This window comes from Archangium sp. (assembly GCF_036277355.1).
Taxonomy (GTDB): Bacteria; Myxococcota; Myxococcia; order Myxococcales; family Myxococcaceae; genus Archangium.
Genome location: NZ_DASUNC010000105.1, coordinates 70,289 through 82,759 on the forward strand (window position 1 = coordinate 70,289; position 12,471 = coordinate 82,759).

Sequence of the window (12,471 nt, forward strand, 5' to 3'; positions counted from 1 at the left end):
CTGCGGAAGCCATACGTCATCCCTCCCAGCGGGGAGGGCTTGCGTCAACAATCCGGCATGCCGGAAACCCAAACCAACTCAGGCAGGTGGCCCGGCGGCGAGCACGGCCCGGCCGTCCCCGCGGCAGTGAATGCCGTGCCTGTTGAGCACGTTCGTCACGGTGCTCAGGCTCAGGCCCAGGCGTTCGGCAATCGCTTGCGCGGAGAGCTCCGTCTCGGAGCGGTAGAGCTGCACAATCCGCTTCACCTTCCAGCGGACGTACTCCACCTCCGTCATCCCGAGCTCGGGCCGCTCGGGGCCCATACCCAGCGAGTCGCGCGCCTCGGGCTCCAGGTGCGCCGGGCGGGAGGGGGTGGGCTCGCCGCGCTGGCGCGCCAGCGTGTGCTTCCACCAGCATTCGTCGCAGCGCCAGGGTAGGCGGCCCTTGGGCTTCACCTGCAGCACCGCGCCGCACGCGCAGGTGACGGTTTTGGGACGACGCAAGTCATTAAAGACTGTCATGGCTTCCTCGGTGAGTGGGTGGAGGGCGAGAGACGCAATTGCTTGCGGTATTTCAACAGGCGGTTGGCGTTGCGGGTCCGCCGGGCCCGGGCGCTGCGCTCGGCGCGCGCGCGGCGGTGGGACTCGGCCTCGGCGGCGGTGGCGAAGGCCTCGCCCTCGAGCAGCACCTCCACGCGGGGGTGCTTGGGGTCGTCGTCCAGCCGGTACCCGTGGTCCTCGGACACCTGGCCGTCATCGAGGAAGCCCCAGCCCTGCAGGGCGTCGAGCAGCACCTTGCGCGTGTTGTCCAGGTCTCCCACCCGGCGCGGGCGGTACACCCGGAGGGTGACGCGGACGGGGCCCGTGAGGGGCAGCACGCCCTCGCGCCGGGCGATCAGCTCGACGGCGGCCTTGTACCTGCGGGCCTCGTCCGAGGGCACCAGCCCGCGGCCCGGGGCGGGCTTCCAGTACGTGTTGGCGCTCGGGGGGTACGGCAGGGTGAGGCGGATGGACTTCGGCAGGGGGCAGCTCATGGCGTGGACTCCAGGCAGCAGGGCGGGGCCACCGGGGCACCGCGGCAGTTCTCCCAGTACGGCACGGCGTGCTGACACCGGGGCCAGGTGGGGTGGCCCTCGAGCGTCACCTGCCGCACGGGCATGGCGCCGTGCCGGCCGGCCGCGTCCACGTGGCGGCCCCGGCCGCATTCCTCGCACCGCACCCAGAGCACCTCCCAGCCCCCGGCGGCAGGGCGCTGGGGTGCCTCCGGCTGACGTTTCGGCACGGGGCGAGGCGCCGCGGGCAGCTCGGCGCGGGCCTGTGGTGCGGCCGGCTGGGAGGTGGGCTCGGCAGGAGGGGCGAGTGGCAACGCCGCCTGCTCTGCCCGTCGAGAGCTGGTGTCCGCCGGGCGGCGCTTGCGGCCGGTGCTCATGGCGCGCCCTCCCCGTCCGGGCTGACGAAGCGCACGCCGGAGAGTCCCTGAATCTCGGCCATGCGCCCGAGCAGCCCGCCGTAGTGGTCGCTCAGCCAGTCCACGTGGAAGCGGTCCGTGCACTCCAGCACCAGCACCCCCTCGTCCACGCCCCGCGCGCGCAGCTTCGCCAGCCAGTTGAGCGCGTAGTGCTTGCCGTCCGCGCGCAGGGCCTCGAGCATCTGCCGCCAGGCGCCCGCCGCGGGGGTGTCCTCGGCCGGGGCGGAGCTCTCGGCGGCCGGAGTCCCGGGCAGGGGCTGCTCGCCCCGGGGCTCCGGGTCAATCGTCCACTCCCCGCCCAGCAGCTTCTCGGCCCAGGTGTACCCGTCCCGGGTGGTGCCCACGAGCAGCTTCACCACCGTGGCCCGCTGGCCGCTGGAGAGCTCGCCGCGGCACACGTTGGAGCGCGGCACCAGGGCGAAGGCCTTGAACCACTCCTCGAGCGGCCGGCGCTCCAGGGCGGTGAGGGCGTCCCGCAGCAGCTTCGCCGAGGTGCGCTCCCCCCAGGGGGCGAAGCCATGGGGCGCGGCGAGCTCGTTCCACCCGTTGCGCAGCGCCTGCACCTCGGGCGGGAGGGTGTCCGGGGTGCGGTGCTCTCGCGGCTTCTCGCGCTGGGAGTCACGCGCGTTCGCCGTGACGAGCACCAGCGTCCCTCGGGCCTCCGCGCTGGAGGGAGGAGGAGGGAGGAGGGTTTCTATACTTCTATTCTTCTCTTCCTTCCTCCGTGTCACGCTGGGTGTCACGCTGTCACGCTGGCCTGTCACGCTGCGCTTCCGCGCCCTCTCATTCTGCTTTCTCACTGTGGCGAGCGCCTGTTCCCGCTCCTTCCCGGTGGGGGGTGTCACGCTGGCTGTCACGCTGTCACGCTGCTCGGGGCGTGACGGGGCGTGACGGGGGGCGGGGGCCTCCACCTGGCGCCCGGACAGGAAGAGGGCGACGGCCTCCCGAAAGCCCTCGAGCTTCGCCTCGACCCGGGCCCGGGCGAGCCGCTCCAGCTCGAGCTGGGCACGGAGCTCCAGCACCTCCTGGGGCATGCTGGCGCACGTCATGGTGTGGCCCCCGCGAAGCTGAAGAGGTCCGACTGTCGAGCCGGCTGGCAGTGAGGGGAGAGCCAGATGCGCTCACGCTGGGCGTTGGCCTTGTTGCCGGCGCTCGCCGCGTACCCCCCCGGGGCCTTCCACGCCACGCACCGCCAGCTGCCCGGCATGGCGTGCTCGCCCTCGTAGCCGCACAGGGCGATCCGCAGCTTGGGGTTGTCCCCGTTGGCGAGGGCCCACTCGCGCACCGCGTGGGCGACGTCGAGGTCCTCTTCCGCGTAGATGCTCGGGTCCCGGCCAGCGGCCGCGCTGTACGGCGGATCCAGGAAGACGGCGGTGGTGCCGATCGCCTCGGTGACGGACGGCGTCAGCACCCGCTTCCAGTCCCCGCAGCAGACGCGGACGTAGCGGAGCCGGGCGGCCAGGGCCTGCATCCACTCGAGGATGGTTCCCTTCTTGCCTGAGGCGTGTACTCCGGCCCCGGCGGCCCCGCTGTCGCCGCGGAGCATCGGCATCTGCTGCCGGGGTCTGAAGCACCTGGCGTGCACCCCTTGTGAACTCCCCTTTCGGAAACCTCCAGTCCAGTTCACCGAGTTCGCGAGCGACACGTTCCAGTCGTAGGAGAAGGTGCCCTCGCGGTACGTGCCCGTCTCCCGCGCCGCGAGCTGGTGCACGCCCCGGCCGGGCTTGTCGAGTGCGGGGCGCTTCTCGTACTCGGCGGTGTGGATGCCGCACGTCTTCTCGGCGCCGGCGGCGTCCTGCTCCTCCCACGCGGGCTGAGCGCACCAGCCCGAGCCGATCCACTGGCTGATTCCCCACACCCAGCGCCCGGCTACCTCGGCGTCGAAGTAACTCTCATCCTTGCGCAGTCGCTCGCGCAGCGCTGCACCCAGCGGGCGCCCTTCGAGTTGGCCGGCACGGAGCGCCGCTTGAGCCGCCGCCACGTCCCCCGAGGTGAGGGCCTGCAGCGCCACGTTCGACGCCTTGCGCAGACGCGCCGCCTCGTCCTCCCCGTTGATGAGCCATCGGTGAGTCGCGTGCAGGTCCGCCTCGTTGACAGGGCTGTCCGCCCAGTAGGCCACCTCGTCCGGCGAGGCCTGGACGGCCCGCCAGAAGTTGGCGAGGTAGCAATCCTTGTCGTTGACGGTCTCCACCCGCGGAGGCGTGGGCCGGGCGAGCAGCACCGCGAGGCTGCCGGCGAAGGGCTCCACGTAGTTGGCCACGTCCCCGAAGGCCTGCCAGACGAGAGGGGCCGCCCGGGACTTGCCACCGAACCAGGGGAATGGAGCTCGGAGCGCGCTCACGCAGCCTCCCGCGCGGGCATCCGCTCGCCCAGGTTGGCGCGCACCAGCGCCTCGGCCACCTCGGGGCAGACGCTGTTGCCAATGAGGCGCACCTTCTCGGCCTTCGAGCGGGCGGCGATCATGTCGTAGGCGTCCGCGAAGCGGCCGAACTGCGCCCGGAGGAGTTCGTGGGGCTCCAGCATGCGCATGCCGATGTCGGTGATCTGGTAGTCCACCCCCTCCACCGTCACGAGTCCCAGCCGGGCCTTGGCGGTGATGGTGCGCAGGGGCCGGTCCACCCGCTGCCCCACCGAGCCCTCGCCGTAGTACGTTGTCAGGAAGGCACGCACCTCGGTGGTGCGGTCCGAGCCCCCCGCCGAGCCCGGCACCCCGAGCGTGGCGGTGGCCAGCGCGTGGTGGTCCGTCGCGGTGACGGTCGACATCGGCTCGGTCATGGGGATCCCGGGCCGCTGCCCCCTGTCCCCGTAGTGCTTCGCCAGGAAGGCGGCCACGAGCCCGTGCTTGCAGCCCCCGGCCACCACCGTGCCGAGTGGGGTGTGCAGGTCCAGCGTTCTCGCTTCCTGGCCCTTCCGCTCGCCATACCCCGTCTGGATGAGGGTGGGCACGCAGAGGGCCCTGTCGTTCTTCGCGGTGATGGTGCCCACCGGTGCGTCAACGGGAGTCGCGGACGACTGACCAGCTCGCCCACCTACGCCGACGACGAACGGCCGGGGGTTCTCCAGGACGTACTTGCGGATGCCCTCGGCGATGCGCCACATCGTCTTCTCGGCCAGGGGCCGCTTCCGCTCGAAGATGGATGGGCACGGAATGGACCAGTCGATGCACTGCGCCGCCGTCCGGTAGGGGTGGGCGCGGCCCGGGCCGTGCGTGGGCTCGGGCCAGGTGATGGGCTGCCCATCCTTCCGCGCCACCAGGAAGAGGCGCACTCGACTGGTGGGCGCGCCGTAGTGACAGGCATTGAGCAGCCGCCAAGCCACCGAGTACCCCAGGCCTCCGAACTCGCTCACGAACTCCCGGAACGTCTCCCCCTTGCGCTCGGGGATGGGCGTGCCGATCAGCCTGTCACCCTCCTGCAGCACGCGGCCGTCCGGCGCGACGTGGCCCACCTCGTACAGCGGCCCCCAGTCCACGAACTCCCCCACGTTCTCCAGCATGATGACGTCCGGGCCCACGTCCCGGGCCCAGTCGCGGACGACCCACGCGAGGGAGCGGATGCCCTGCTCGCGGGGCTTGGCACCCTTCGCCTTGCTGAAGTGGGTGCAGTCGGGACTCGCCCACAGCAAGCCCACCGGCCGCCCGGCAGCCACCGTGCGCGGGTCCACCTCCCAGACGTTCGCGACATGGTGCCGCGTGCGCGGGTGGTTGGCCCTGTGGACGGCCATGGCGACGGCGTTGTGGTTGGCGGCCTCGTCCACGGGCCTGCCCAGCGCGGCCTCGATGCCCGTGTCTGCGCCACCGCCGCCCGCGAAGAGCACCACGGCGATCGGCTTCATGTGCGCCGCGATCCTCACGCCACCACCTCCTGGCGCAGCTCGAAGATGAAGCCCCGCCTGATGAAGTCCTCCGCCTCCGCCACCACGCCCTCGTTCTCGGCAGACCAGTCCAAGGCCTCGGTGTCGGCCGTCGTCAGGTGCCCGTCAGGGCTCAGCACGAAGGGTCCAACCCGGAGCTGCACGTCGCCGCGCGCGGTGGGCGAGACGAAGTCAACGTGAGGCTCTGCCTTCTCCCCCTCCCCCTCCCATGCCTCAAGCGTCCGGCAATTGGAGAGGGCGTAGATGTGCGGCCCGGCGCCGAGCGTCTCGGGCTCGTACACCTTCAGTCCCGGCACCCGGCCCTCGCGACAGTCCTCGGCGAGCGGCTTCACCACGCTGTCCGCGTTGTCCGCCCACCAGGACTCCAACTCCATGTGGGCCGCGAGCTGCTCGCCCTCCAGTTTGCCGGAGAGGTGGTGGCTTCGACGCAGCGAGGACACCCCGCTCCACCAAGTGGCCGGCTTGCGCTCGCCGGTGGCGTCGTTCACAAGCCAGAGGCGAATGATGGTGTGTCCCTCATTGCGCTCCGGCAGCTCGACGCGCCACGTGACCGGGGCCGCCGGTGCAGTCACGGGCTCGGAGGCGGGGAGGGCCGGTGCTGGAGCCTCCTTCGGAGTGCCCTTCGAGCGGCGCGTCTTTGACGCCTTGGTGGTGGGGAGGAGCGCCTCAGTGCAGCGCTGGCACTTCCACCGGCTGAACATGACGGCGCCGGCCTTGGGGTCCTTCTCCGCCTCCCACGTCGTCCCGCCCTGGGGCCGGTGCCGCCGCGTGAAGGACAGCCGGGCCCGGGTAGGAGGATCGCTGATCGCTCCCTCTCCACACCCATCGCAGGAACTGTTGGTGCCTGTCACCTCGAGCTCGTCGAGGTACTCCATGGAGGAACGGCGTGGCCCTTCAAGGAAGTCGAGCAGCGCCGTCTTGTCGAGCGCCTTCGTCCAGTCGGGGGCCGGGAGCGGCGCCTTGCGCTGGCTCTCCGCACGGCGCAGCTTGTCGTCCAGGGAATCCTTGGCGTCCGGCTTGGCGCTGTCGAAGTCGTCCACCTCCGCCTTGCAGGGCGCGCAGTAGAAGCCCCTGCTCTCCCCCTCACCCACCGGCTGGAACTCCGAGGCCTTGAAGGTGCTGCCGCACCCGTCGCACTCGCACGGGTGGTCCGGCGTGGTCTCCATGCGCGGCAGTTCCTCCGTGGGCTCGGCGGCGGGCGAAGGCTCGGCAGACGCCTCCTGCTTCTCGGGCCACGTCGCTCCCAGGTACTCGGCCACCGCGCGCAGCACCGGCCTGGGCACCCAGTTCCAGCGCGTGTCCTTCTCGTACGTCAGCGTGGTGGCGCTCTCACCCAGGTAGCTGTAGACGCAGTTCACCGCCTCACCGTCCTGGAAGGCCAGGCCGTAACCCGGCACCCACCACACCGGAGGGGTCTCCGACTCTCCGCCTTGCCACGTCGCCACGATGGTGCACCCCTGCTCTCCGCCCCGCCCGGTGCTCAGGCTGCCCTTGTGGGGGCGCACCTTCCACCCCGGCCACCCCCCGAGCTCGACAGCCGCGGGGGTGAAGCGCTTGCACTTGCACTTGCTCATCCCCCTCACACGGAGGCACCGGCCCGTGCCGTCCTTATGGTCCGCCACCGAGTCACCGCACTCGCAGCACGGCACGCGAGGAGCCGGCACGGAGTCGTCCACCTCCGCCCCCGGGCTGGCGTTGGCTTGGGCGCTCGAGGCGGTCCGGGCCGAGTTCGCCGCGGCGCGCTTCGTTCCCTTCTCCTCCGGTGCACCCTTGCGCGAGCGGGAGCGGCTCTTCCCGCTGGGAGACGAAGGAGGCGGCTCGTCCTCGTCAGCGGAGGCCGTCGCGGTGGTCTGCACCGGAGACACCGGGGAGGCGTCGGCGAGCGGCAGGGACTGCTGCTCGGGCGCTTCGGGGCTCACCCCCGTGGTAGCCGCGCGCATCAACCGCGCGTGCTTCTGGCGCATGGCGTCGGCCATGGCCTCCAACTCGGCGAGCAGCCGGGCCTTGAGGTCCTCCAGTTCCTTCAGGCCGTCCTCGAGCGCCAGGGCCGCAGTGAAGGCCTCGCCCCGCTGCGCGTGGGTCAACATGGTAGGGATTGCGTTCGACATCCGAAGCTCCAAGGGCGAGGCACAGGGCCCCGCGGAAGGGGATGGAGCCGCCGAGTTCGCGGCGGCCGGGGTGGCGGTGAGCGCGGCTCGACGGGCCTTCAGCCACGCCAGGCGATGGCCCTGGCCGAGTCCCTCCATCGGGGCGGCCACGACCCAGGAAGCAGGCAGGTGCGCGCGAAGAGCGTTCACGTAGGCCGCGCCCGCGTACACGGTGAGGTGCGCCGGGGTGCCCAGGTCATCGTCCGTGAGGTTGCGGATGACATCGCGCCCCCAGTCGAGCAACTCGTCGCCCGTGAGGTCATCGAGGTGAAGGTCGTACGGCTCCAACACCTCGTCCAGGTCGGTCAGCCCGTACTTGGCGCTGAGAATCCAGACGTCGGCGCCGAACTCAGCCTCGGCCACCTCAAGCGCGGCCCGGAAGAGCGGCCCCGTGTAGAGGTCCCGCGCCGGGGCGGCCCGGTCCAGCTTCTCCTTTCCACAGCCCACCAGGGCATAGCGGCGCGGGTCGCTGGTCATGGGTTGGCGACCTCCACCCGGCGGAACTCCACCACCCACACCCAGGGGTTGGCGCGCCATGACTCCAGGGTGTTGATGGACGCCCACAGGTTTTGGAAGTGGTACTTCCAGTGCTGGCTCGGCGTGACGATGCGGCACACGTCTCCGCGCAGGCCGAGGTTCTCGCAGACGACACCCTCCGCCTGTGCATCTGCCTCGGAGATGTCGTGCAGGCGCTCGACGCGCACGCCCGTCACCTCCAGCGTGATTCTCGAGGCCCACCGGGGCATGTGGATGGAGGGACGCCACTTCCCGCGCCGCTCATAGGATCCCCGCCACTGGTCCATGTGGACCGTCATGGTCCGCTTGGCGAGGTCGGCCGAATACTCAACGTGTGCCGTAAACTGATCTTCGGCAGACGCTTCCCGGATGTTGCCGAGCACCCCCCACGACTCGCGCACCCACAGCCGGTCCCCGGGCCGGCCGTAGGGGCAGCGCCACCGAGGCTCGGTGCCGAGCAGCTTGCGGACCGCCCATACGGGACCGGCAACGGTCCAGGTGCCATCCCTCATGAGGTGCGGACTGAAGCCGTCGCCGGACAGTGACCGCACAGCCTCCATGCTTGGGGGCTGCGGCTTCACCACGCGCCGGGTCTGCGTCTTCCGGCCATGGAGAATGGCCCTCACCATGGGCCCGGAGAACAGGATGGGCCGCTCGCGAGGCTCAGCCATGGTCCACGTCCTCTCCGCTGGGCAGACCCGGCATCTCGGGCTCCAGCGCGTGCTGGGCGGTGAAGGCCTCGGGCGGAGCGGCGAGCGTGGCCCGGAGGGCGTCGAGCGTCAGGCCGAGTTGCTGCAGCCGCTCCTCCGTCTGGGCACCGGTGGTGACGCTGTCGCACACCCCGAGGACAGCGCGCGCGGCCAACTCCATGGGGCGGAGCCGCTCCAGTTCGCGGGTGACCTCCATCAATGCCTGACGCATCCGCTCGTGGTCGCGCTGCTCGCGGTCCAGCGCGTCGGCGAGGTCCTCGATGTCGGAGGAAGGCAGAGGGCAGGTGTTCATGCCGCACCTCCCACCTTCAGCACGCCAACGACGTGGCGCACGCGCTCATGCAAGGCCTTGTCGGCCTCGATAGCCGCGACGTCCAGCGACTCCCAGTCGGCCACCTCGGCGAGCAGTTCGGCCAGGGCGATGGCCTCGTCCTGCTCCTGCACCCTCGTCACGCGCCGGCCGGTCCGGTCCTGGGTGATGCACCAGTAGGGCCCGGGGGGCCAGAAGTCGACGCCGGGGTGCACCGAGAGCCCTCGGGCGCGCCACACGGCGGGCACGCGCACCAGCCCGTCTGGGGTGACCGCCCTCACCAACCCCACCGCCGTGAAGTCCGGGGAGAGACAGGACCAGCGGACGGAGGCGTCGAAGTCCACGCGCTCCGGGCAGTCGAGATAGGCCGCCTTCTCCGGGTCCTCGTACTTGATGCAGTCCGGGCAGACACCACGGAGCGCCCAGGACCACGTCACCGTGGAGCACTGGAGGAGCGACTCGTAGAACGCCACCTGACGACGCCAGTGCCGGTGCTCGCCCAGATCCGGACGCACCATCTCATGGAGCTGCTTGACGAGCTCGGCCAGCCACTCGCCCACGGCCTCCGGCTTCGGGCACTTCACCCGCTCGCAGACGCGGCACGTCGTCTGCCAGTCCTTCCACTCGGGATACTCGAGGGTGGTCATGCCGCACCGCCCTTCCCGCCCCGGGGCGCGCGCACGTTCTGCGTGGGCGCGCGCAGGTCCTGCGGGCTCGTCAGCTCGCGGATGACGGAATCAAGGATGCCTTCGATGGTGTCCGGACTGAGCGGCACCACATCGACGACGCGGGCTCGCTCGCACGCCCAGGACCTGCCGAGCGCGATGACGTCCGGGTCGTGCTCGAACTGGCCTTCGGGCACCACGCGGTACACCCAACCTCCACCCGGGTACATGGCGGCGAACACCTCCGCACCGACGTACTCGGAGGCCACGTACACCCGGGTGGGCTGGTACCCGGGCCGGCTCGTCGCCCCGTCCTCATACGCGGAGAGGATGAAGCGCGTCCGCGTGATGCTCGGCGGGAGGACGTAGTCGCCGACCTTCAGCCCCGGCACGCCACCATGCCAGTAGGTCTCCCGTGTGCTCGCCGTGTGCTCACCGGCAACAACCGGCGACACACCCGACGCAACCCGGTGAGGTTCCGCCTCGCCGCTCACCCCAGCGAAACCAACACCTTGCAACTCGGCGCCACTGCTGCAAACGCACGAACCACCCCGGTCCTTCTTCAAGAAGATGAAGGCCCTGGGCCTGCGGCGCGGCGCGGAGAAGGACGCGGGCCCCAGCGGAGGTGAGGGCTGAGGGCGTGACACCGGCCCCCGCACCTTCTGCACCCGGCCGCCCGCACGCATGCAGGATTTGCGGGCAGCCCGGCGCCTCTCCGGACGGCCACCACCTCGCACGCTTGCTGCATCACGGCGGCACCGGTCCCAGATCGTCTGTGATCCGCCGCGAGGTCCCCACATGCTTCCGGTCCCCCACTTCCGCCCCGCCCGGCTGGCGCGGTCATCGAAGCAGTCCCGCGGCCACCGCGCGGCGCTGACGCCCGATGATCGCGCGCTGCTCGACACGTGGCTGGCCGAGGTGCGGCGGCATCCCCTCCTGTCCCGCGAGGAGGAGGCGGCGCTCGCCCGGCACTTCCGCGAGCACCACGATCCCAAGTCCCAGGCCCGGCTGGTGGCCTCGAACCTGCGGCTGGTGTTGAAGCTGGCCCGCGAGCACCACCGCCCTCCCCTGCTCCTCATGGACCTCGTCCAGGAGGGCAACCTGGGCCTCGTCATCGCCGTGGAGCGCTTCGAGCCGGAGCGCGGCGTGCGGCTGTGCACCTACGCGGCCTGGTGGATCCGCGCCTACCTGCTGCGCTTCATCATGGAGAACTGGCGGCTGGTGAAGCTCGGGACCACGGACGTGCAGCGCAAGCTGTTCTTCCGGATGAGGCAGGAGGAGGGCCGCCTGCTCGCCTCGGGGCAGGAGGTGAGCCCCCGGCTGCTGGCCGCCCGGCTGGGCGTCCCCGAGGAGGACGTGGTCGAGATGGATCAACGGCTGCGCCAGGACGAGCTGCGGCTGGACGCGGCCTCGCCCGAGGACGACTCGGGCCGCCCCACGCCAAGCCGTGCCCTGCCCTCGGGAGCGCCGGACGTGGACGAGGAGCTCGGGCGGCGGGAGCTCACCCACTGGTTCCAGGGGAAGGTCCACGACTTCGCCCACGCGCTGCACGACGAGCGCGAGCGCTACATCCTGGAGCACCGGCTCCTGGCCGAGGAGCCCGAGACGCTGCAGACCATCGGACAGCACTTCCGGGTCAGCCGCGAGCGGGCGCGCCAGGTGGAGGCCGGACTCATCTCGAGCATGCGGGAGTACCTGCACGAGCACATGCCGGACTTCACCTGGCTGGGCGCGGAAGCAGGCTCCAGCCAGCACGCACCGGCCTGAGCCGGGCCTTCCCACCCGTGGCGGAGGAATTGCATGTGAGCATCGGGGAACACATGGGGACGCGGAGCGCCCCGAGGAGGCGGCAGATGCGCATCGGCGAGCTGATGACGAAGAGCCTGGAGACCATCGAGGCGGATGACACCCTCCGCGAAGCGGCCGAGCGGATGCGCTCGTACGGCATCGGAGCGCTGCCCGTCATGGACGGAGAGCAGATGGTGGGAATGCTGACGGACCGGGACATCACCGTGCGCGCGACGGCCGCGGGCAAGGACCCGAACCGGACGCCGGTGCGCGAGGCGATGACCCATGCCGTCATCACCTGCGACGCGGACGCCCCGATCTCCGAGGCCGAGCACCTGATGGAGGAGAAGGCGGTGCGGCGCCTGGTGGTGCTCGACGCGTACAAGAAGCCGGTGGGCCTCATCAGCCTGGACGACCTGGCCACGATACCCGGCGAGGCGCGTCACGCCGGAGAGGTGCTCCGCGAGCTCAACACCCCTCAGTAGGCGCGGCGTCGAACCAGTCGAAGAGGGACAGGGTCTCTCCGCTCAGCCGGGCCAGGGTGTCCTCCATGGCATCCTGGTTGCCCCAGAGGATGTCCCCGTCCCCGTGCTTCTCCAGCAGCTCGAGGATGAAGTGGCACCAGTTGCCCTTGTCCCGGCTCACGTAGAAGCCATACGTCCGGCAGGCCATGGGCCGGTGCGCGTACACCCGGCAGCCACCGGACTCGCGATCCAGGAAGGGGCAGGTATAGGGCCGCCGCGTGCCCTTCAGCCCGGCCACGCGGGCCCGGACCTCGGCGCGCACCTCGGGAGGCAGGGCCTGGAAGCCCTCCCAGAGGTACGTCCACTCCAGCCGGGTGACGGGCAACGGCGCCGCCAGGTGACGGCAGCAGTGGTCGCACCCCTTCCGGCAGGGCCACCAGGCATGCGCCCCGGTGATGGGCGCCACGCGCTCGTCGATGCGCCGGTAGAGGTCTTCCAGTGTCTTGCGTTGCGCTTCGGTGAGTGGCTCCATGAGCGCATAGACTGCCGCC

General features: G+C 71.1%; 14 protein-coding genes. 2 read left to right on the plus strand and 12 right to left on the minus strand.

Annotation, left to right across the window (positions count from 1 at the left end; all coding sequences use genetic code 11):
- Positions 1-78 precede the first annotated feature (78 nt).
- From VFZ09_RS27625 to VFZ09_RS27675, 11 genes are read right to left on the minus strand one after another with little or no spacing between them, the layout of a single operon-like run.
- Entirely contained in the window at positions 79-483 is a 405-nt protein-coding gene (locus VFZ09_RS27625) for a helix-turn-helix domain-containing protein (protein WP_329730673.1), read from the minus strand.
- A gap of 14 nt (positions 484-497) precedes the next feature.
- Positions 498-1,013, minus strand: coding sequence for a RusA family crossover junction endodeoxyribonuclease (locus VFZ09_RS27630; RefSeq protein ID WP_329730674.1), 516 nt, complete (start codon positions 1,011-1,013; stop codon positions 498-500).
- Complete coding sequence (locus VFZ09_RS27635) at positions 1,010-1,408, minus strand: hypothetical protein (RefSeq protein WP_329730675.1); 399 nt, start codon at positions 1,406-1,408, stop codon at positions 1,010-1,012. Before VFZ09_RS27635 ends, VFZ09_RS27630 begins: the two co-directional genes overlap by 4 nt.
- A complete protein-coding gene (locus VFZ09_RS27640; RefSeq protein ID WP_329730676.1) occupies positions 1,405-2,496 on the minus strand; it encodes a DnaA N-terminal domain-containing protein in 1,092 nt (363 codons plus the stop codon). The genes VFZ09_RS27635 and VFZ09_RS27640 overlap by 4 nt, the downstream gene beginning before the upstream one ends.
- Positions 2,493-3,788: a DNA adenine methylase gene (locus VFZ09_RS27645; RefSeq protein WP_329730677.1), complete on the minus strand. Its 1,296-nt coding sequence runs from the start codon at positions 3,786-3,788 to the stop codon at positions 2,493-2,495. The genes VFZ09_RS27640 and VFZ09_RS27645 overlap by 4 nt, the downstream gene beginning before the upstream one ends.
- Positions 3,785-5,281, minus strand: coding sequence for a DNA cytosine methyltransferase (locus tag VFZ09_RS27650; protein WP_329730678.1), 1,497 nt, complete (start codon positions 5,279-5,281; stop codon positions 3,785-3,787). The genes VFZ09_RS27645 and VFZ09_RS27650 overlap by 4 nt, the downstream gene beginning before the upstream one ends.
- 14 nt (positions 5,282-5,295) lie before the next feature.
- A complete protein-coding gene (locus VFZ09_RS27655; RefSeq protein ID WP_329730679.1) occupies positions 5,296-7,944 on the minus strand; it encodes a DUF6884 domain-containing protein in 2,649 nt (882 codons plus the stop codon).
- The gene (locus VFZ09_RS27660; RefSeq protein ID WP_329730680.1) at positions 7,941-8,654 is read right to left on the minus strand and encodes a hypothetical protein; all 714 of its coding nucleotides are present in this window, start codon (positions 8,652-8,654) and stop codon (positions 7,941-7,943) included. The genes VFZ09_RS27655 and VFZ09_RS27660 overlap by 4 nt, the downstream gene beginning before the upstream one ends.
- Positions 8,647-8,985 (minus strand): hypothetical protein, encoded by a 339-nt coding sequence (locus tag VFZ09_RS27665; RefSeq protein WP_329730681.1) that lies wholly within the window; start codon positions 8,983-8,985, stop codon positions 8,647-8,649. The genes VFZ09_RS27660 and VFZ09_RS27665 overlap by 8 nt, the downstream gene beginning before the upstream one ends.
- A complete protein-coding gene (locus tag VFZ09_RS27670; RefSeq protein ID WP_329730682.1) occupies positions 8,982-9,650 on the minus strand; it encodes a hypothetical protein in 669 nt (222 codons plus the stop codon). Before VFZ09_RS27670 ends, VFZ09_RS27665 begins: the two co-directional genes overlap by 4 nt.
- On the minus strand, positions 9,647-10,123 hold the full coding sequence (locus tag VFZ09_RS27675; protein WP_329730683.1) for a hypothetical protein: 477 nt from the start codon (positions 10,121-10,123) through the stop codon (positions 9,647-9,649). Before VFZ09_RS27675 ends, VFZ09_RS27670 begins: the two co-directional genes overlap by 4 nt.
- Before the next feature lie 343 nt (positions 10,124-10,466).
- Between VFZ09_RS27675 and VFZ09_RS27680 the strand changes: the two genes are divergently transcribed.
- Entirely contained in the window at positions 10,467-11,435 is a 969-nt protein-coding gene (locus tag VFZ09_RS27680; RefSeq protein WP_329730684.1) for an RNA polymerase factor sigma-32, read from the plus strand.
- An 86-nt stretch (positions 11,436-11,521) separates the two neighbouring features.
- Positions 11,522-11,941, plus strand: a complete 420-nt coding sequence (locus tag VFZ09_RS27685) for a CBS domain-containing protein (RefSeq protein ID WP_329730685.1) — start codon at positions 11,522-11,524, stop codon at positions 11,939-11,941.
- Here VFZ09_RS27685 and VFZ09_RS27690 read toward each other — a convergent pair.
- A complete protein-coding gene (locus VFZ09_RS27690) occupies positions 11,925-12,452 on the minus strand; it encodes a YkgJ family cysteine cluster protein (RefSeq protein ID WP_329730686.1) in 528 nt (175 codons plus the stop codon). The genes VFZ09_RS27685 and VFZ09_RS27690 overlap by 17 nt on opposite strands.
- Positions 12,453-12,471 lie beyond the last annotated feature (19 nt).